Consider the following 20,448-nt stretch of genomic DNA (forward strand, 5'->3'; position numbering starts at 1 on the left):
AGGAGACTGCCATGAAGATGAACGCCGAACACCTGGCCGAGCTGCACGAGGCCAAGCGCCTGCTGGAGAACCCCGGCCTGGCAGCGCGCATCAGCAACCTGGTCGGCTCGCCGATCGAGGCCGCCATCGAGCGCCTGCCGGCGCCGTGGCAAAAGAAGGTGGGCGGAGCCACCGAGCATGCGCTGCAATATGCGCTGACGGGAGCGTTGTCCACGCTGCCCGACGGCGGCAAGGAGGCATCGTATCCGCGCCTGCATAAGTTCGCGGCGAGCGTGTCGGGCGGCGTGGGCGGCGTGTTTGGCCTGCCTGGCCTCCTGGTCGACCTGCCGCTGTCCACCGTCATCATGCTGCGCTCGATCGCCGAGATCGCGCGCGCCAATGGCGAACGTCCGCAAGATGTCGAGACCCGGCTGGAATGCCTGCGCGTGCTGGCCATGGGCGGACCGAGCGGAGGTGACGACGCCGCCGATTCGGGCTATTTCGCGATGCGCATCGCGCTGGCGCGGGCGGTGAGCGAAGCCGCCCAGGCGCTGGCGGCGAAGTCGGTGAACGCCGCCACGACGCCGGCCTTGCTGCGCCTGATCGCCACGGTGGCGGCGCGCTTCCAGGTGCACGTGACCCAGAAGGCGGCCGCGATGCTGGTGCCGGCCCTGGGCGCCGTGGGCGGCGCGACGATCAACCTGCTGTTCGTCGACCATTTCCAGAACATGAGCCGCGGCCACTTCGCGGTGCGGCGACTGGAGCGCCTGTATGGCGAGGAAGCGGTGCGCCGGCAGTACGAGGCGATCGTCCTGGCCGACGAGCCAGCTGGGTTGCTCACGTAGGGCAAATCCGGTTACGCCCGCTCTCCTTGGCGGTATACAGCATCGCATCCGCCCGCAGGAACAGCGCGTTCTCGCTGCGATGCTCGGGGAAGGCGGCCAGGCCACCGCTGAACGAAAAACGCCGCGTCTCGCCCGGCGCGACCTGGAACTCGACCGCGCCGAAGGCCTGGCGCAGCGCATCGAGCCGGCGCCAGGCCGCGTCGAGCGTGCAATCCCAGAACACCAGCACGAATTCCTCGCCGCCGAAGCGCGCCAGCAGGTCGCGCTCGCCCATCTGCGGCGCCAGGCACAGGCACAATCGCTTGATGACGATGTCGCCGAAGTGGTGGCCCCAGGTGTCGTTGATGGTCTTGAACTTGTCGATGTCGATCACGCCGAAGGCGAGCGGCTTGTCCTCGAGCGTGGCTTGCCGGATCAGGTCTTGCGTCTTGCGCTGCAGGCCGACCTTGTTCAGCAGGCCCGTGGCGCGGTCCTTGCCGATCAGGTCCTTGCTGACGCGGATCCTGGCCGCGCGGTTGGCCAGCTGGGCCTCGACCAGGCCGGCGGTGGCCTGCAGGACGGTGTCGAAGCCGTCGCCGAGCGCGCGCCGCGCCAGCGCGTCGTCGGGGCGGCGCTGCAGCAGCACGATCTCGCGCACGGGATCGGCCTCGATGTTCTTCTTCATGACCCGCGCCAGCGCGTCCAGGCGCCGGTACTCGTCATCAAGAATCACGACCATATCAGGCTGCAGCTCTTTGACGCGCAGGTGCAGCGTGGTCGCGTCCGGGTGGTGGACGACCTCGACCCGCTGCGCCTGCAGCGCCCTCGCATCCAGGCCGTCCGGCGCGCCGAGGTAGACCAGCGACACCGGGTCGCCGCGCCCGGTGCGGACGAACAGGTTGAACAGCTTGTCGACCAGGACGTCGTTGGCGATCGGCTTTTCGGCATATGCCAGGCAGTTGCTGTCCACCAGGCGCTGCTGGAGCAGGAAGCGGCTGCCCTGGCGGCCGGATTGCAGATAGACATACGAATGCTCGCGCGGCAGCCGTTCGAGCAGCTCGCCCAGCATCAGTGTCTTGCGGCTGTCGTGCAGGTCGGCCTGCATATTGTGCAGGGCGTCGAGGTCGATCACGAACAGGCTGCCGCTGCGGCCGGCCGCGACGGCGGCGGTGAATTCGGCGACTTCGCTGAAGAATGCGATGTCAAAATCGTATTTGTGCGCGTGCAGCAGCAGTTCGGCGCGGTTGTCCTTGATGAAGAAGCTCTGGGAGAGGAAGAGGACCTGGTGACGGTACAAGGGGGCCTCGGTGCTCATGTCTGCCTGCCTTTTTCTGCATAATGTGACATCTTGCCACGCCAGTATGACGCGATGTTGACGCCGCCGGAACCGTCGTCAATACCCGAGAAAACCACACGGCCATGACACAACGGGGCTATACTCGCGCATTGCTTTTTTCATCTCAGGATCCTCCCTTGTTCAAATCGATCGTCCTCCCCGTCGCCCTGCTGGGCGCGGCGAGCGCCGCCTTCGCCGACGAAGGCCAGTGGCAACCGCACCAGCTGCCGCAACTGAAATCCGAACTGAAACGCATCGGCATCACCATGCCGGCCGAGAAGCTGGCCGACCTGGGCAAGCATCCGATGAGCGCCATCGTCTCGCTGGGCGGCTGCTCGGCGTCCTTCGTGTCGCCCGACGGCCTGGTGGTGACCAACCACCACTGCGCCTATGGCGCCATCCAGCGCAACGCCACGCCCGAGAAGAACTACATCGTCGACGGCTTCCTGGCCAAGACCCGCGCCGACGAACTGCCGGGCGGCCCGAACACGCTGGTGTACGTGACCGAGAAGGTCGAGAACGTGACCGGGCGCGTGCTCCAGGGCCTCACTCCCGCCATGTCGGGCAGCGAGCGCCATGCGCTGGTCCAGTCGCGCATCAAGACCCTGGTGGCCGAGTGCGAAACCGACAAGTCGACGCGCTGCTCGGTGCCGGCCTTCCACCGCGGCCTGGAGTACTACCGCATCAAGCAGCTGATGATCCGCGACGTGCGCCTGGTGTACGCGCCGTCCGACCGCATCGGCAACTATGGTGGCGACATCGACAACTACGAGTGGCCGCGCCACGTGGGCGACTACGCCTTCTACCGCGCCTACGTCGGCAAGGATGGCCGTCCGGCCGACCCGTCGCCCGACAACGTGCCCTACAAGTCGAAGGATTTCCTGGTCGTATCAAGCGAGGGCCTGAAGAACGGCGATCCTATCCTGCTGGCCGGCTACCCGGGCCGCACCAGCCGCTACAAGCTGCCGAGCGAGATCCGCTTCGCGCGCGACGTCGACCTGCCGGCCAAGGCCGCGACCATCACCGCCGACCTGTCGGTGATCGCCGCCGCGACCCAGGGCAATCCGGCCTGGAACGTGGCTTATGCGAGCGTCGACAAGGGCCTGAACAACGTGCTCAAGAAGACCAAGGGCCTGCTGGACGGCTTCGCGCGCAAGGACATCGCCGCCATCAAGGACGTGCAGGACGCCGAGTTCCGCGCCTGGCAGAAGTCGCATGCGGATGGCAACGCCGGCCTGCTGTCCGAACTGGACGCGGTGATCGCCGAGGACATGGCGCTGCAGCGCCAGGAAGCCGCCTGGCTCGAAGCGACCCACAGCGACCTGCTCAAGAGTGCGCGAACCCTGTACCGCCTGGCGCTGGAGCGCCAGAAACCGGACGCCGAGCGCGAGAGCGGCTACCAGGAACGCGACCTCGGCTTCATCAAGGCGCGCCTGACCCGCCTGGAGCAGTCGTTCGTGCCTGGCGTCGACCAGGCGCGCTACGCCGCGGCCCTGGCGCGCTACGCCGGCATCGACGCCAAGGTTCGCCCGCAAGGCGTGGACGCGCTGCTGCCGGCGCAGGATGCGCTGGCTGGCATGTATAAAGCCAGCCAGCTGTCGGACACCGCCACGCGCCTGGCATGGATCGGCAAGGACGTCGACTCCTTCCGCAAGTCGAACGATCCGTTCATCGCGCTCGCGGTGCGCCTGCACGACGCCGGCATGGCGCTGGAAGAGCGCCGCAACGAGATCGACGGCAACCTGGAACGCGTGATCCCGCAATACATGGCGGCCGTGATCGCGTGGAAGAAATCGCAGGGCAAGCCGGTCTACCCGGACGCCAACTCGACCCTGCGCGTGACCTACGGCACCGTGTCGCCATTCTCGCCGCGCGACGGCCTGGTCAAGGGGCCGTTCACCACCGTCGAAGGCATCCTGGAGAAGGAGACCGGCAAGGATCCGTTCATCGTGCCGGCCCCGCTCAAGGAAGCGATCCAGGGCAAGCGCTACGGCGTGTTCAAGGACCGGGCGCTGGGCACGGTGCCGGTCAACTTCCTGTCGAGCGCCGACACCACCGGCGGCAACTCCGGGTCGGCCGTGATGAACGGGAAGGGCGAACTGATCGGCCTGAACTTCGACTCGACCTATGAGTCGATCACCAAGGACTGGTACTTCGACACCGCCATCACGCGCGCGATCCACGTCGACATCCGCTACATGCTGTGGGTGATGAAGGAAGTCGACCATGCCGACAACCTGCTCAAGGAAATGACGATCAAGTATCCGAAGAAGTAATTTCGGACACCATCCTCTGCACGTCGTTCCCGCGGAGGCGGGAGCCCAAGTTTGCAAGCGCTGCGACTGCGCCGAGAGCACTTGGGTTCCCGCCTGCGCGGGGACGACGGTTCTTCTGCCAACTAGAATGAACGAACCCCTCATCCTCGCCGGCCTCACGACCTCGCCGCTGGAACTGATCTCCTTCCTGCTGGCCGTCACCACCGTCGTGCTCAACATCCGCCAGAACCACTGGGCCTGGCTGTTCTCGATCGCCTCGTCCGCGACCTATGCGGTGGTGTTCTACGACGCGCGCCTGTACGGCGACATGGGGCTGCAGTTCGTGTTCATCGCGGCTTCGGTCTGGGGCTGGTACCAGTGGCTGCACGGCGCCGCGGGCGCCAGTGCGGCGCCCCTTGTGCCCACCTTCCTGAAGCCTAGCGGGCGCGCCTGGTCGCTGGCGGCCTGGCTGGCGCTCTTCGTGCTGCTGTCGACTTTCCTCGACAACTTCACCGACACCGACGTGCCGCATGCGGACGGCTTCCTGACCGCCGGCAGCCTGGTCGGCCAGCTGCTGCTGGCGAAGAAGAAGGTCGAGAACTGGCATGTGTGGATCGCGGTCGACATCCTGTACGTCGGCCTCTACCTGTACAAGGGCCTGGTGCTGACCGCCGTGCTGTATGGCGTGTTCGTGCTGCTGGCGATTGCCGGCCTGCGCACCTGGTCCGCGCTGGCGCGCAAGGCATCATGAGCGCGGTGCAGCGGATCGCCATCCTGGGCGCCGAGTCGTCAGGCAAGTCGACCTTGTCCGAAGCCCTGGCGCGCCATTACGGCACGCTGTGGGTACCCGAATACCTGCGCGAATTCGTCGATACACTGGGAAGGGTGCCGTACGAGAAAGACCAGTATGGCATCGCGCTGACCCAGCGCGCGCGCGAGGATGCCGCGGCGGGGGAAGCGGCCCGCTTCCTGTTCTGCGACACCACGCCGCTGATGACGGCGCTGTACAGCCGCGTGTATTGGGGAAGGGTGGATGCGCAGCTGGCGCTGCTGGACGCGCGCCACGACTACGCCTGGACCTTCGTCACCGCGCCCGATACCCCGTGGGAGCCGGACGGCCTGCAGCGCGAATCGGAAGAGGTGCGCCAGATGGTGCACCGGATGCTGGTGGAGACGCTGGCCGCGCGCGGCATCGCCTACACCTTGCTGGCCGGCGACCTGCCGCACCGGATGCGGCAGGTTCAGGGGCTGCTCGGCCAGGTCTGAAGTTCAGGCCTTCGGCAGGCCCGCCGCCAGGTCGAGCCACGACTGCGGCTGCGGCTTGCCGCGCTCGCGCACGCCGAAGAAGGTCACCACCAGCTCACCCTGGTCGTCGAAGAACTCGACCGAGGTGACGCCGGCGCGGCGCACCACATAGCCGCTCCTGAACGCGCTGTCGCGCAGGTGCAGGTTGAAGTCCGGATCGAGCACGTTGAACCAGCCTTCGGCCGCCATCACCTTGTTCACCTTGCCGCTGTAGATCTGGGTCAGCGCGCCATTGCCGAGGAAGGCCATGATCGCGACCCCGTCCTTCGCCGCGTCCTCGAGCAGCTTGCGCACCGCCTGCGGCGCGACTTTCTGCACCACGCCGGCTGGGGCCAGGCGCAGCGCCTGTTCGCGCGTCAGGCCGAACTCCGAGACGATGCGGTTGAACTGGTGGACGTCGGTCATCTCTTGCCAGGCGGTCTGGAATTCCTTGACGTCGATCGCGCTGTCGGGTTTTTCGGCGGGTTTCGGCGCGGCCGGCTTGACGTCCAGCTGCGCGTCCTGGCTCGGGTGGCGGAAGTCGGCCACCAGCTTGTCGAAGACCGGAACGTTGGCATCGTCGCGCAGGTAGAGCTTATGCACGGCGTTGCCGCTGGCGTCGAAGAATTGCAGGCTGCGGTTGACGGCGCCGTCGCGGCCGGGCTGGGTCACGGCGAAGGCGTACTTCCATTTGGCGAACTGGAAGCGCAGGTCGATCGGGCCGCCCAGGTAGCCGCCGGCGATGTTCAGGTTGCGCGCCTCGCGTTCGGCCTCGTCGGCGCTGCCTTTCTCGGCCTGCTTCGGGATGCGCATGGCGGTGCCGGTGGTCTCGATCACGCCGTTCTCGTTGCGGGTGAGCGCCATCACCTTGCCAAGGTCGAGGGCGCGGCGCATGATCTCGCGCGGCGCATGGTCGGTCTCCTTTAGGCGCACCACGGTATTGCCGATGCCTGTGGCGAGCAGTTCGGCTTCGGATACCTTCAGCTGGCGCGCGGCGTCGCGCGTCTGCAGGCGCGGTTGCTTGGCTTTCAGCTCGGCCCACTGCTGCGCCAGTTGCGGGGTGGCTTGCGCCGGGATCAAGGCCAGGGCGATGGCTGCGGCCAGGAGGTGGCGGGTGAATTTCATGAGGTTGTTCTCCTTGTTCGTTTAATAGACCAGCTTGAGGGTGAAGGCGGCATAGCGTCCCGGACGCGCCTGGCGTTCGATGTCGGCCGCGGTGATGGCCGTGGTGGCGGCCGGCAGGCTGCGCGACGAGGCATAGTCCCAGTACTTCTTGTCGGCCAGGTTGTAGACGCCGGCCGTGATTGACGCGTGCTCGTTGATGTTCCAGTATCCGGTCAGGTCCATCACCGTGCTTGACGGGATCGCAAAGAAGGTTGTGTTCACGCCGCCGATCACGTCGCGTTCGGCCTGCTTGGCGCGGGTGTGGACCGCGGCGAAGGCGATGCCGCCGCGCTGGGCCGGATCGTCCCAGGCCGCGATCAGGCTCATTTTCTTTGGCAGCGTCGACGCCAGGTCGCTTTCCAGGCCGGTGCGGGTGTTCGTCGCCTTGCTGCGCTGGACGCCGCTGGCCAGGGTCAGCTTGCCGCCCCTGAGCGACTGGTTCCATTGGCCCAGGTCGGCGTCGAGCGTCAGCTCGCCGCCCCAGGTGCGTGCGGTGCCGATGTTCTCGGGGCGGAACAGGCCAAAGGTGATGTTCGGATAGTTGACCGGGTCGGCCGGCTGCGATGCGTATTCGATCAGGTTCTTGTAGCGGGTGTTGAACACGGCGGCATGCAGGCGTAGCCCACGCACCACGGCGCCCTTCAGGCCCAGCTCGAAGGCGTTGCTGGTTTCCTTGTCCAGGTTCGGGTTGCCGATCACGGCGTAGGCGTTGCCGGTGCCGGTGTAGCTGAGCGAATCGTAGGTGCCGGTGCGTTCGGCGGAGGTCGGCAGGCGCGTGCCGCGGCTGTACTGAAGATAGGTCTCCAGGCTGGGTGCAACCTGCGCGGTCAGGGTAAGGCTGGGCGTGAGATAGCTGTCCGTTTCCTTTTTCAGTTCGCGGCTGGCATTGGGGATCCCGATCGCGTAGTTGGCGGTGCTGTTCGGCTTGAGTTCGCGCCAGTTGTAGCGCAGGCCGGGCGTGACGCTGGCCCAGGTCGACAGGGCGACTTCGGCGCGCGCGAATGCGGAGAAGCGCAGCGACTGCATGTCGGCCATCCGGTTCTTGTTGGTGACCTGCTGGGCGCCGGTGTTGACGACAAGCCGCTCCTCGCGCCATGGACGCTCGGTGTCGGTCTGTTCGACGCTGATGCCATACGCCAGGTCGTTGCTGCCCAACTGCTTGCTGGCGTTGCTGGCGAAGCCCACGCTGCGGTTGTTGAAGCTGGTCGCGATATGGCGCAGCACCGGCTGGCCGCCCGTGATGTAACGGGCGGTGGTGATGTCTTCGACTTCGCTGTCCTGGATATAGAGGCGGCTCTCGAGCGTATCGAACCAGGCGCCGGCTGCCTGATATAGGTGATCGATGCTGAAGCGGTCGCGCCTGGTGCTGCCGGCCTGGTTCGCGCCTTCGGGATACAGCGCGCCCTGCTTGTTGTCGTAGGCGCGAGCGTGGTCTGCGCGGAAGGCATCGATCGTGGCGGTGAAGCGGTGTCCGGCCCACGGCGTCCAGGACAGCTTGGCCAGCAGCGCATCCGAATCCCAGTCGTCCGGGTTGAGCGGGGCGGTCCCCAGCGAGTCGAGTTCCTTGCCGTCGCGGTGCACCAGCACTGCCAGCGCCTTGAGCGCGCCGGATTGCGCGGCGCCGGTCAGCGCATGCATGCGCATGTCGTTGGCGCGGTTCGATCCGAACTTGTACTCTGCGTAGGTGGGGCGGGCCTCGCTGACGTAGTCCTCCGGCGCCTTGGTGACGAAGGAGACGTTGCCGCCCAGGCCCTGGGCGCCGGCGCCGGCCGGCGCGGTGCCGGACCCGATGGTCACCGAGCGGAAGGTCTCGGGATCGAAGTAGTCGCGGCCGACGCCGAAGCCGTTCAGGGTCGAGGCGTCGGGCTTCGGCGCGGCCTCGGGCAGCTCGATGCCATCCAGGTCCAGGCCCACCCGGTTGCCCTCGACGCCGCGGATATTGAAGCCGGTATTGCCGGCGCCGTCCCAGACGTTGCCGCTGCCGCTGGCGGCGCCCGGCACGCTGACCAGCGGCGCATAGCGCGCGATGTTCTGCATATCGGTCACGCCCTGGCGGGTGAGGGCGGCGGCATCGAGCACGGTCACGGTGCCGGCCTTGTCGAGGCGCTGGCCGGTGATGACGATGGGGTCGAGCGGGGAGGTTGCGTCGGGCGCGGCGGGCGCATCAAAGGCGATCGCCTGGGTGGCGAAGGCGCAGGCGAACAGGGCAGGGAGTCGTCGCAGGCCGGGAAGGGTTGCTGCCATGGTGGTCCAGTCAAGAGGGGTTGCACATGCTCGGCCCGGCACGCATGCGCAGGCAAGCGTGCTCGAGCGAGCCTATCAATGAGAATGATTCTCATTTCCGATGTATACTAAATGATAATCATTATCATTTGCAACAGTCCGCTTCGACTTTTTGACGACGATTTCTTGACCGGACGCAGAGGGCGCTGATGCGAATCGCGGTTCGATGTCGTTACGAACAATAAATCTTTACCCCCTCATGACTATTTGTTTCTAGAAGGCATTACAATCATTGGATTTCGAACGTACGGCGGGGCGCTATGAAAAACTGGCTAGGACGCTTTTTGGGCGGTTCAGATAAAGAGACGGAAGCCTCGGCAGGCGCCGGCGCGACCGCGACGATCGAACACGACGAAGACATGGCGAACGACGTCCACGCCACTTTCTATCGCTGGCTTACCGCGTCCAGTGGCTTCAACGCCCAACCCGAGCAGGAAGCGCAGATCCTGGCCGAAGTGCGTTCGCTGGCGGCCGACCCGGTCTGCGCGTCCGGCCTGGTGCCGCGCATCCCCGAACTGGTGTCGCAACTGCTCACCGCGCTGTCCGACGAAAACATCTCGACCGGCGCGCTGTCGGCCCAGGTCGGGCGCGACCTGGTGCTGGTGGCCGAAGTGATCCGCGAAGCCAACAGCGCCTACTACCGGCCCGTGACGCCGATCGAGACCCTGGAGGGCGCGGTGACGATGCTCGGCCTGAACGGCTTGCGCATGCTGCTGGCGCGCATCGCGTTCCGGCCGCTGGTGCGGGTCAAGGTCCAGGGCGTGGCGCGCCAGGTGGCGCCGAATGTGTGGAAGCATTCCGAACGCTGCGCGTTCGCCGCCAGCGTGATGGCGCCGGGCCTGTCGGCCGGCGTGTTCGAATCCTACCTGGCCGGCCTGATGCAGAATCTGGGACTGCAGGTCGCATTCCAGGTGGCCGACCGCATCTGCGAAGGCAAGGTGCCCGGTTCCAGCGAATTCGGCGTCGCGCTGTTCGCGGCCAGCCGCCAGCTGTCGTCGGTGATCGCCAACCACTGGGACTTTCCGCCCGAGGTGGTCGAGGCGATCGAGCAGGCCGGCGAAGCGGATGGCTCGCACCTGGCGCAGGCGCTGGACCAGGGCGACCGCATCGCCAAGCTGCGGCTGCTGCTCGATGCCGAGGTGATCGAGGATGATGATGAGCTCATTACCCGCGGGCTCAATGGCTTCCAGCGGCGGTGCCTGGGCAAGCTGGTGGATTTGTCGGATTGATGCATGAAGCCTGCCACGGCGCGCGTGGCAGGCAAAACGAGTGAATGCTTAGAAGTCGATCTGCGCCGACAACCTGAACGTGCGCGGCGCCCCCGGCAGCAAATACCCGCCCAGCGACTGCGTCACATCACGCCAGTAGAACTTGTCGAAGGCATTGTCCACCCGCGCGCGGATGATCGTGTTCAACCCACCCGCGCGCAGCAGGTAGGATGCGCCAAACCCTGCCACGTGATACCCCGGGACCTTCACGCGATTGGCCGGATCGAACACCTTGTTGCCCGAATACTGCCACTGTGCGTCGAGCTTCAGGCCCGCCACTTGCGGCACCGCGTACTCGACCCAGGCGGTGGTGCGCAGCTCCGGCACATTGGTCACGCGTTTGCCTTCGGTCGACGCGTCGCCGGTGTCCTTCTGGTCGGTGTCGAGCGCCATCAGCGACAGGCTGTAGTTCAGGTCGGGCGTGGCGCGGCCCATCGCCGACAGCTCGACGCCGCGGTGGGTCTGCTCGCCGGCGCGCACGAAGGTGTTGGCGGCGTTCGTGTATTCCAGGCCCTGGCGGATCTCGAACAGGGCGCCCGACAGCGCCAGCTGCTCGTTGACGTTGCGCTTGACGCCGAACTCCAGCTGCTTCGAGCGGCTCGGCGGCAGGGCGGTGTTCTGGTTGGTGGTTTCCATCGGCGCGATGCCGCCGTACTGCAGGCCGTGGCTGATCGAGCCGTACACGCGCCAGTCGCGCGCCGGCGCGTACACCAGCGCCACGTTCGGCAGCGCGAACGAATCCTTCGTGTGCACCCAGCCGCCTTCGATTTCTTCCAGCGCGTCGAGCTTGAGCTTCACGTAGCGCACGCCGGCGTGCAAGGTGAATTCGGGCGACAAGGTCATCACGTCCTGCACGAACAGCGAGCGCTCTTCGGTACTGCGGCGTTCCATCACGGGGCCGGTCACGCGGTCGCTGGACACCGGCGGCACGATGGCCGGGTTCCAGATATTGCTGGAACCGACGTAGTCGTAGACGTATTCGCCGAAGCTGTCGTGGCGCTCCGCATACGAGCCGCCGACGGTCAATGCGTGGCGCACCGCGCCGGTGTCGAAGCGGCCCTGCAGCATCGCCTGCAGGCCCCACGGCGTCTTGCGCTCGCCCGTGCTCTGGAAGTCGTAGACGTCGTAGTCGCCGTTCGAGCAGTAGCCCGGATAGTAGCCGTCGCCCTCGTTGCTGCAGCCGTAGGGGAAGGCGGTGAAGTCGTCGCGCTTGAACCAGTGCTTGTTGGCGCTGACGGTGGCGTTCCACGCGTCGCTGATGCGGTACTCGAAACGCAGGCCGAGATTGCTGCTGTCGGTATCGACCGGCTTGGTCCACGGCTGGTCGTTGAGCAGGGTCTTGGCCGAGATCCCGGCCGGCAGCGCTTCATTGCGGATCAGCTGGTAGCCCGGCGCCGTGACCTGCGACTTGTGCTGGTGGTCGAGGTCGATCTGGAACAGCGCGTCCGGCGTGATCTGCCAGTCGAAGGCGGCCGATACGAACTGGCGCTCGCCGTCGGCGCCGCGCACGTAGGACTTCAGGTCTTCGGCTGCGGCGTTGATGCGGTAGCCGAAGCGGCGGTCCTCGAACCGGCCCCCCAGGTCGACCGCGCCGTACACGGTGCCGCGCTCGCGCACCTCCACCGTGGCCTGGCGCAGCGGCGCGCTGGTCGGGCGCTTGGTGACGAAGTTGATCATCCCGCCCGGCGCCGCGACGCCGGCCTGCAGGCCGGCCAGGCCGCGCAAGACCTCGATGCGTTCCTTGTTCTCGAGCGGGATTTGCGTGTCGCCCGAGATCGCGATCATGTCCTTGCGGTAGCTTGTGGCGTTGTCGAGCGCGAAGCCGCGGATCGAGAACTGCTCGGCGTAGCCGATCGCATTGTAGGCGTCGCCGATCGAGGCGTCGTAGCGCGCGGCGTCGGTGGCGCTGCGGATCGACAGGTCCTGCATCTGGCTCTGGCTGATCGAGGTGATCGAGGCCGGGGACTCCAGCAGCGGCACGTCGGAGAAGCCGCCGACGCTGGCGCGGTCGAGGGCGATCCACTTGCTGCCGGTGACGACGACGGACGCAGGCTCTTGTGCGTAGGCCTGGGACGACAGGGAAAACGCCTGCACGATGGCGCAGGCGAGGACGGTATGCTTCGAGATGAATGTCATGGTTTGCTCGTTTTCGCGCGCTACGTGGCGCGCCGCTTTTATTATCAAAGCCGGAGCCAACGTGGGGGAAGGGCAAACGAATGGGGGTGCTGCTTTGCGCTTTCCTTCGCTGGCATTATCCAGATCAGGTACGAAGGGTATCTCTCACCCGGAACAACGTTCCAGGACCCCTAGCGAATCGCGAGTGTATCACGGCCCCGGGCGGCCGTGGTGAATCTGTCAAGACAGTTTGATTGGCGCCGCTCAGGCTTTCGCGGTGGACGGCGCCTCGACCGCCGTGGGCTCGGTGGCGGCCGGCGTCACCACATGGCGCAGCAGCGCGGCGCGGGCCGCGTCGCCGATGGCGCGCCAGTGTTCGCGCCGCTGAGCCGCGCGCTTGCGGTGCTTCGATGGCATGTCTTGCAATGGCTTGAGGTAGAAGGGCAGCGGGACCAGGAAGCTGCGCGCGTCCAGCTCGGCGCCGCCCAGGATGCGCCAGAAGCCGTCGTAGGCGTTCTCGAAGGCCTTGTCTTGCGCCGCTTCATAGGCCACGTGCGCGCTGCCGCGCACCGCGACCACCCGGTCGAAGCCCAGCGCCTGCGCCGCGCCCTGCAGGGCGGCAAAGCAGAAGAAGCTCGGCGAATTGTTCGGGAAGACGCGCTCGAAGGCCTCGAAGGCGCCGCCGGCATCGCGCCACAGGCCGGCGTTGCGGGTGACGAAGGGAACCACCGGCAGGTCGACGCCCACCACCGCGCCTTCGACCCAGGTCCAGGAAAGACGGTGCAGCACCGCGCCGTCGACGACCAGGGACAGCGTCAGCTCGCCTTCCGGGTCGATGCGGGGCGCGTGCTCGAGCCGCATGATGAAACTGCCACTTTCATCCTCATGCTGCCACAACACCAAGCCGCCGTGGTGCGCGGCCTGCCGGTAGGCGGCGTTGAAGGTCGCCTCTTCGAAGCGATAATGGGCCAGTACGCAGCGCATGCGCTCGCGTACTTTCATGCCGCGGGCCAGGTAGTCGCGGCCGCTCACTTGGCGGAACAGGTCGTCGGCGGGCGTGTTTTCGAGGCGGCGCACCAGCTTGAGACGGGACAGGGACTGGTGCTCGCGCCAGTAGCGCAGCGCATGCCAGCGTTGGGTGAGTCGAGCGAAGATCATCGAGCGCTCCATTCGGCGTAAAAGGTCTTTGTCTTGCCGGGCCATGCCCGGCAATGACAAGAAATAATTCCGTTCTGCAATTATGTGCCGAATTGCTAACTCGTGCCCGGACGAAGTGCAAATAGTGCTTGGGAACCAAGGCGGGCGTGATCTGTCATGGGGCTCTCTCTGGACGTGTTGACTTATGGTTGTTTTTAGGCATGCACGACAAGACTACCATGTTTGCGGCGCGCCACGCTTCTTCATTCATCATCGATAATGCGCCGGAACCAACCAGCAATGGAGGAAGCAGATGGCGTATGAACTGTTCTATTGGCCGAGCATCCAGGGACGCGGCGAATTCGTCCGCCTGGCGTTGGAAGAAGCGGGCGCCGACTATGTCGACGTGGCGCGCCGCGAGGGCGGCGTAGACCTCTTGATGGCGGCGCTCGACGTCGAGGAGTATCCGGCCTTCGCGCCGCCGTTCCTGAAGGCGGGGGAGCTGGTGATCGGCCAGGTGGCCAACATCCTGCTCTACCTGGGCGAGCAGCACGGACTGGCGCCGCGCACCGACCCGGGCCGCCTGTGGGTGCACCAGCTGCAGCTGACCATCGCCGACCTGGTGACCGAGGCCCACGACACCCATCACCCGATCGCGTCCGCGCTGTACTACGAAGACCAGAAACCCGAGGCGCTGCGCCGTTCGGCCGACTTCGTCGAGTCGCGCATCCCCAAGTTCATGGCCTATTTCGCGCGCCTGCTGTCCAACCCCGAGCCGCGCGACTACCTCACGGGCGACAAGGTGACGTACGCCGACCTGTCGCTGTTCCAGGTCATCGAAGGCCTGCGCTATGCCTTCCCGAATGCGATGAAGAAGATCGAGCAGGAGCATCCGGAACTCACCGGCCTGCGCGACCGCGTGGCCGCGCGGCCCAATATCGCCGCCTACCTGGCGTCCGAACGGCGCATCCCGTTCAATGAAGAAGGCATCTTCCGCCGCTATCCCGAGCTCGATCAGTAATCAATCCCAGGCCGGGGCGAAGTCGGGACTGACCAGGCGCCCGCCATGGTCGAGCGCATCGATGGCGGCGCTGTCCTCCCGGCTTGGCACGAGCTCCAGCGCCCGCAGGTTGCCGGCCAGGTTCTCGCGTCTGGTCGACGACGGGATCACGGCATAGCCCTTGGCCAGCAGCCAGGCCAGGGTCACCTGGGCCGGCGTGGCCCCGTGGCGGCGCGCGATCTCGCCGATCACGGGATCGCTCATCACCTTGCCATAGGCCAGCGGCATGTAGGCGGTAACGTGGATGCCGGCAGCGCGCGCGAAGTCCGCCACGGCGCGGTTCTGCAGATAGGGATGCAGCTCGACCTGGTTGGTGGCGATATTGTCCGCGCCGACGGCGGCTATCGCCTCGCGCATCAGGGCCACCGGGAAGTTCGAGATGCCGATCGCGCCGGTGAGACCGGCGTCGCGCGCCGCCAGCAGGGCCTGCATCGATTCGGCTACAGGGACGGCGGCGCCGGGCGAGGGCCAGTGGATCAGCGTCAGGTCGACCTGCTCGACGTTCAGCTTGCGCAGGCTGTCCTTCAGGCTGGCGGCCAGTTTGTCGGCGGCCAGGTGCTCGGTCCAGATCTTGGTGGTCAGGTAGACTTCGCGGCGCGCCACGCTGGATGCGGCCAGCGCCTGGCCGACCTCGGCTTCATTGCCATAGATCTGTGCGGTATCGACGTGGCGGTAGCCCAGTTCCAGCCCCGTGGCGACCGAGTCGATCGCGGCTTGCCCTTGCAGGCGGAAGGTGCCGAGGCCCAGTTGTGGCATGTTCATGATGTGTCCTTTGAAATGAGTTAATGGGTGACGACGGCGCTGCGCACGGCCGCCTTGGCCGGCACGCCTTCGCGTCGGTCGAGCCAGCCGGCCAGGGTCGTGAGCAGCAGGGCGCCGACGACGACCAGGGCGCCGATCCATGGCGTGGCCATCAGGCCGAGGTGGGCGACGATCAGGCCGCCGCCCCAGGCGCCAAGGGCGATGCCGACGTTGAAGGCGGCGATGTTCAGGCCCGAGGCGACGTCCACCGCCTGCGGCGCATCGCGTTCGGCGCGCTGCACCACATAGACTTGCAGGCCGGGCACGTTGCCGAAGGCGACCGCGCCCCAGGCCAGCACCGTGATCAAGACGAGCGGTTTACTCGGCGCGGTGAAGGTCAGTGCCAGCAGCACCACGGCCAGCAGGGCGAACACGATCTGCAGCGCGGGCACCGGACCGTGGCGGTCGGCCAGCCTGCCGCCCCAGATATTCCCGGCCGCGACCGAGACGCCGTACACCAGCATCACCAGGCTGACGGTCGACGCCGCGAAGCCCGAGACTTCCTGCAGCACCGGCGCCAGGTAAGTGAAGGCGATGAAGCTGCCGCCGTAGCCGAGCGTGGTCATGGCGTACACCAGCAGCAGGCGCGGTTTCTTGAGCACCGCGAGCTGGGTCAGCAGGCTCGATGGTGTGCTGCCCGCGATATCCGACGGCACCAGGATGGCGCTGCCGATCACGGCGATCACGCCCAGCAGCGACACGGCCAGGAAGGTGGCCTGCCAGCCGAAGTGCTGGCCGATGAAGGTCCCGAGTGGCACGCCGGTGACCAGGGCCACGGTGAGACCCGTGAACATCAGCGCGATGGCGCTGGCGGCTTTTTCTTTCGGCACCAGGCTGGTGGCGATGGTCGAACCGATCGAGAAGAACACGCCGTGCGCGAGGCCCGTGACGACGCGCGCAGCCATCAGCGCTTCGTAGTTCGGCGCCATCCAGGCCACCAGGTTACCGAGGGTGAACAGGACCATGAGGCCGAGCAGCAGGTGCTTGCGCGGCACTTTGCCGGTAAGGGCGGTGAGCACCGGCGCGCCGACGGCGACGCCCAGCGCGTACAGGCTGACCAGCAGGCCGGCCGAGGGCACCGATACGCCCAGGCTGGCGGCGATGGTGGGGATCAGGCCGACGATCACGAATTCGGTCGTCCCGATGGCGAAGGCGCTCAAGGTAAGCGCCCAGAGTGCGAGTGGCATGCGATTCTCCTTGTTGTTTGGTGTGGCGGGGTTGAGCCAGGCATGCAGTGTGCCGTGCCCGAATGCAAGGAAAAATAGGCCGCTGTACAATGGACTTTTGAGCTGGAGTCAACAATGATCGATGTGGATGCCTTGATTGTATTTGTTGCGGTCATAGATTCCGGCTCCTTCTCGGCCGCCGCCGAGCGCCTGGGGCAAACCCCGTCCGGGGTCTCGCGCACCATTTCGCGGCTCGAGGACGGCCTCGGCATGACGCTGATGCGCCGCACGACGCGGCGCCTGCAGCTGACCGAGGAAGGCGCCTGGCTGCTCGAACGCGCCCGCGCCATCCTGCGCGACCTGGCCAATACCGAGGCCGAGGCGCAGGCGCGCCGTTCGCAGCCCTCGGGGCTGGTGCGGGTGAATGCCTCGACCCCGGCCTTCGACCACCTGCTGGCGCCGCTGCTGCCCGATTTCCTGGAAGCCTATCCGCTGGTCCAGCTGGAACTGACCAGCGGTGAAACCTATGTCGACCTGATCGAGGAGCGCGCCGACCTGGCGATCCGCATCGGCGCGCTGCCCGATTCGACGCTCAATGCGCGGCGCCTGGGCACCGGCAAGCTAAGGGTGGTGGCGGCGCCCGGCTATATCGAAAAATACGGCGTGCCGCGCGAGCCGGCCGAGCTGGCGCTGCACCGCACCGTCGGCTTCACGGCGCCGGCCTCGCTCAATACCTGGCCGCTGCTGCATGCCGGCGGCGAGGGCTGGACCGTCACGCCGCAGGTGCTGGCCTCGAGCGGCGAGACGGTGCGCCACCTGGTCTTGCACGGGGCGGGCATCGGCTCGATGGGAGAATTCCTGGTGCGCTCCGACCTGGCGGCCGGGCGGCTGGTGCCGGTGCTGGAAGAGCACACCCTGCCGTGGACCCAGCCCGTGTGGGCCGTGTTCTACAAGCAGGGCGCGCTGGCGCCGCGGGTGGCGGCGCTGGTGGATTTCCTCGCCCGCAGGCTGGGCGAGGTGCTGGAACGGTAAGATCAGAAGGCGTAGGTCGCGCGCCCGTAGATATACCGGCCCGAACGCCCGAACGGCGCGTAGGTCGAGAACGGTGTATTGCCCGTGGTGTTGAGCGCCGGCGGCAGCGTTTCCGGGTACTGGTCGAAGACGTTGTCCGCGCCCAGGGCCAAGGTCAGCTTCGGCGTGACGGCGAAGCGTCCCTCCAGGTCGACCACGGTCTTGGCGCCAAGCTCGAAGTCGAAGGCCGCCGTGGTGCCCGGCGACAGCACCTCGCCATAGCGCGTGGCGCGCAGGGTCGCGCCCCACGGGCCCAGCTTCCAGTTGACGTTGGCGCTGATCTTGTTCTTCGGCTGACCCTTCTCGAGCGACAGCACGTTGACGCGGTCGAACAGGATCGGGGCAGGGCTCAGGTTCGACAACTGCTCGGTCACCGGCACCTTGGTCACTTCGGTGTCGGTGAAGTTGCCGGCGAGCGTGAAGTCGAAGCGGCCCGCCGCGCCGGCGTTGTGCGCCCAGTTGATCACCACGTCCACGCCCTTGGTCGTGGTGTCGACGCCGTTGATGAAGAAGCGCCCGCCGCCAACGCCGATGAAGCCCTGGCTGGCGATGTAGTCGCGCACATTGGCCTGCGTGAGGTTCTCGGACAGGATGATGCGGTCGTCGATGTCGATGCGGTAGGCGTCGACCGTCACGCTCACGCCACCCAGGCGCAGCACCGCGCCGAGCGAGGCGTTGACCGATTCCTCGGCGTCGAGCGGCTTGGCGCCAAGGGCCACCGCCACCGGGTCGGATGGCTTGAAGGTCGTGATCTCGTAGGGGACGCCGTTGATGAAGTTGGTCGAGGTGGCGGTGAAGTGCTGCTGCTGCGGCGACGGCGCGCGGAAGCCGTTCTGGATCGCGCCGCGCAGCGCGAACGCCTTGTTGAAGTCGTAGCGCAGCGCAAGCTTGCCGGCCACGCTGTTGCCGAAGTCGGAATATTTTTCGGCGCGCACCGCGGCCGAGGCGAGGAGCTCGGGCGTGACGTTCGCTTCGAGATCGATGAAGGCGCCGACCGCGTTGCGGTGGGCGTCGACCTCGTTGGCCGGGCGGAAGCCCGGGAACACCTGGGCGCCCGGCGCGGCCGGCGTCCCGTTGGGCAGCACCTCGCCGCCATAGCTCCACGACTGCTCTTCGCCGGCGAACAGCTCATAGCCTTCGCGGCGCGCCTCCACGCCCACCGCTACGTTCAGCGGCGACGACAGCGATGCCAGCTCGATGCTGCGCACGCCGGTCAGGTTGAACACGGCCTGGTCGTAGGAATAACCGCCGGCATAGAACTCGGTCTTGCTGCTGGCGCCCAGCGAGCGGTTCAGGGTGTTCTCGATCGTGTATTCCATCTTGTTCTTGCCGTAGCCGAGCGAGGCGTCCATGTCCCACTGGCCGGCGGTCCAGGTCACGCCGCCCGTCATCGAGAAGTCCTTGACGGTGGGGGAGATCAGCGGCAGGAAGCCGTCCGGATAGATCGACAGGACGTTGCGCGCATCCTGCGGCGGGCGGAAGTAGCCGGACGAGGTGGCGTCGCGGTCCTGGTAGCTCGCCCAGCCGTAGACCTTGACGCCGCCGCCCAGGTCGTTGCCGGCGTTGGCGAACAGCGTGGCCTGGTCGAGGTCCGGCTCGCCGGTCCAGGCGTTGAAGCGGTTGATCGTGTTCTCGCGCGGGTCGAAAGCGCCGTTGACCCGTGGGTACTGCTGGCGCATGTCATAGCCGCCACGCTCGGTGCGGTTCTGGTCGCGGTATTCGGCGGCGATGGTCAGGAAGCCCGATTCGCCCAGGGCCAGGCCCTTCCACAGGCTGACGGTGGCGGTCTGGCCGTCGGTGCGCTTGCGCGAATCCGGGCCGCTCCAGGTGCCGCCAGCAGGGACGGCGTCGTTCCACAGATCGTATTCGGACTTGCGCGCGCCATAGGTGACGCTCGCTTCGCCGCCATCGCGGTCGGTGCGCAGGCGCATATTGACCACGCCCGAGATGGCGTCGGAGCCGTATTGCGCCGCCGCGCCGTCGCGCAGCACTTCGACCGATTTCACGATCGCGGTCGGGATCGTGTTGAGGTCGACCGCCGCCGAACCGCGGCCGATCGAGCCGTTGACGTTGACCAGCGACGAGGCGTGACGGCGCTTGGAATTGATCAGCACCAGGGTCTGGTCGGGCGCCATGCCGCGCAGGGTGGCGGGACGGATGGTGTCGGTGCCGTCGGTCAGCGAAGGCCGGGGAAAGTTCAGCGAGGGCAGGGCCATCGACAGCGCCTGGTTCATCTCGGTGCTGCCGGCATTCTTGAGGGTGTCGGACGAGATGATGTCGATCGGCGCGGCGGTGTCGAGCGCGGTGCGGTTGGCAACGCGGGTGCCGGTGACCACGACCGTGGCGGCGTCGACGGCCGTCTCTGCCTGGGGCGCGGCATCCTGGGCGTGGGCGACGCTCGCGCACAGCGCGGCGATGGCGAGGGCTAGTGCTGTTTTTTCCGTCCTGGCTTTCTGCATGGTGCTGATTCCTTTTTTTGTTCTACGGCGGTGGTCCTGGGAAAGGGCGAGGCGGTTGCCTCCGGTCCATACTGCGCAGCACCATTCATGGTGTCAATTCGTTAAATCCGCGGTAATGCGTCTTTACAACAATTATCGAAATGTCAGGTCTATGTAAGAACATGTGGGAGGCATAAGCGAAGCTCATGTGGGGCGCATGACAAGACAGGCGAGATCGGGAGCACCGAGCTGTTGCCTGGGTAATGG

Annotated in this window: 15 protein-coding genes and 1 riboswitch; of the genes, 7 read left to right on the top strand and 8 right to left on the bottom strand. The window is 66.6% G+C overall.

Annotation, left to right across the window (positions count from 1 at the left end; genetic code table 11):
• Nucleotides 1-11 precede the first annotated feature (11 nt).
• Entirely contained in the window at nt 12-824 is an 813-nt protein-coding gene (locus J3U95_RS06335) for an EcsC family protein (protein ID WP_208277788.1), read from the top strand.
• Here the strand turns inward: J3U95_RS06335 and J3U95_RS06340 are convergent.
• Nucleotides 817-2,118 (bottom strand): GGDEF domain-containing protein, encoded by a 1,302-nt coding sequence (locus J3U95_RS06340; RefSeq protein ID WP_208277789.1) that lies wholly within the window; start codon nt 2,116-2,118, stop codon nt 817-819. The genes J3U95_RS06335 and J3U95_RS06340 overlap by 8 nt on opposite strands.
• Before the next feature lie 158 nt (nt 2,119-2,276).
• Between J3U95_RS06340 and J3U95_RS06345 the strand changes: the two genes are divergently transcribed.
• The 3 genes from J3U95_RS06345 (at nt 2,277) to J3U95_RS06355 (ending at nt 5,660) form a co-directional block, all read left to right on the top strand.
• Nucleotides 2,277-4,415, top strand: a complete 2,139-nt coding sequence (locus J3U95_RS06345; RefSeq protein ID WP_208277790.1) for a S46 family peptidase — start codon at nt 2,277-2,279, stop codon at nt 4,413-4,415.
• Between the two features lie 127 nt (nt 4,416-4,542).
• Entirely contained in the window at nt 4,543-5,145 is a 603-nt protein-coding gene (gene pnuC, locus J3U95_RS06350; RefSeq protein ID WP_208277791.1) for a nicotinamide riboside transporter PnuC, read from the top strand.
• Nucleotides 5,142-5,660, top strand: coding sequence for an AAA family ATPase (locus J3U95_RS06355; RefSeq protein WP_208277792.1), 519 nt, complete (start codon nt 5,142-5,144; stop codon nt 5,658-5,660). Before pnuC ends, J3U95_RS06355 begins: the two co-directional genes overlap by 4 nt.
• A gap of 3 nt (nt 5,661-5,663) precedes the next feature.
• On the opposite strand, the gene J3U95_RS06360 is transcribed toward J3U95_RS06355, so the two are convergent.
• Entirely contained in the window at nt 5,664-6,803 is a 1,140-nt protein-coding gene (locus J3U95_RS06360) for a hemin-degrading factor (RefSeq protein ID WP_208277793.1), read from the bottom strand.
• Nucleotides 6,804-6,824: 21 nt separating this feature from the next.
• Nucleotides 6,825-9,086: a TonB-dependent receptor domain-containing protein gene (locus tag J3U95_RS06365; protein WP_208277794.1), complete on the bottom strand. Its 2,262-nt coding sequence runs from the start codon at nt 9,084-9,086 to the stop codon at nt 6,825-6,827.
• Between the two features lie 299 nt (nt 9,087-9,385).
• Here J3U95_RS06365 and J3U95_RS06370 point away from each other — a divergent pair, with 299 nt between their 5' ends.
• Entirely contained in the window at nt 9,386-10,354 is a 969-nt protein-coding gene (locus J3U95_RS06370; protein ID WP_208277795.1) for an HDOD domain-containing protein, read from the top strand.
• A gap of 48 nt (nt 10,355-10,402) precedes the next feature.
• On the opposite strand, the gene J3U95_RS06375 is transcribed toward J3U95_RS06370, so the two are convergent.
• Nucleotides 10,403-12,529: a TonB-dependent siderophore receptor gene (locus J3U95_RS06375; RefSeq protein WP_208277796.1), complete on the bottom strand. Its 2,127-nt coding sequence runs from the start codon at nt 12,527-12,529 to the stop codon at nt 10,403-10,405.
• An 84-nt stretch (nt 12,530-12,613) separates the two neighbouring features.
• Nucleotides 12,614-12,711, bottom strand: a riboswitch (TPP riboswitch).
• A 61-nt stretch (nt 12,712-12,772) separates the two neighbouring features.
• A complete protein-coding gene (locus tag J3U95_RS06380) occupies nt 12,773-13,666 on the bottom strand; it encodes a DUF535 family protein (protein WP_208277797.1) in 894 nt (297 codons plus the stop codon).
• Between the two features lie 292 nt (nt 13,667-13,958).
• Here J3U95_RS06380 and J3U95_RS06385 point away from each other — a divergent pair, with 292 nt between their 5' ends.
• Nucleotides 13,959-14,666: a glutathione S-transferase gene (locus tag J3U95_RS06385; RefSeq protein WP_208277798.1), complete on the top strand. Its 708-nt coding sequence runs from the start codon at nt 13,959-13,961 to the stop codon at nt 14,664-14,666.
• Here J3U95_RS06385 and dkgB read toward each other — a convergent pair whose 3' ends face one another.
• Nucleotides 14,667-15,467, bottom strand: a complete 801-nt coding sequence (gene dkgB, locus J3U95_RS06390; RefSeq protein ID WP_208277799.1) for a 2,5-didehydrogluconate reductase DkgB — start codon at nt 15,465-15,467, stop codon at nt 14,667-14,669. It abuts the gene before it with no gap.
• A 20-nt stretch (nt 15,468-15,487) separates the two neighbouring features.
• Complete coding sequence (locus tag J3U95_RS06395; protein ID WP_208277800.1) at nt 15,488-16,693, bottom strand: MFS transporter; 1,206 nt, start codon at nt 16,691-16,693, stop codon at nt 15,488-15,490.
• A 114-nt stretch (nt 16,694-16,807) separates the two neighbouring features.
• Here J3U95_RS06395 and J3U95_RS06400 point away from each other — a divergent pair, with 114 nt between their 5' ends.
• Nucleotides 16,808-17,704, top strand: a complete 897-nt coding sequence (locus J3U95_RS06400; RefSeq protein ID WP_208277801.1) for a LysR family transcriptional regulator — start codon at nt 16,808-16,810, stop codon at nt 17,702-17,704.
• A 2-nt stretch (nt 17,705-17,706) separates the two neighbouring features.
• Here J3U95_RS06400 and J3U95_RS06405 read toward each other — a convergent pair whose 3' ends face one another.
• Entirely contained in the window at nt 17,707-20,202 is a 2,496-nt protein-coding gene (locus J3U95_RS06405) for a TonB-dependent receptor plug domain-containing protein (RefSeq protein WP_208277802.1), read from the bottom strand.
• Nucleotides 20,203-20,448: the final 246 nt, after the last annotated feature.

Source organism: Massilia oculi (assembly GCF_017582745.1).
GTDB lineage: Bacteria > Pseudomonadota > Gammaproteobacteria > Burkholderiales > Burkholderiaceae_D > Telluria > Telluria oculi_A.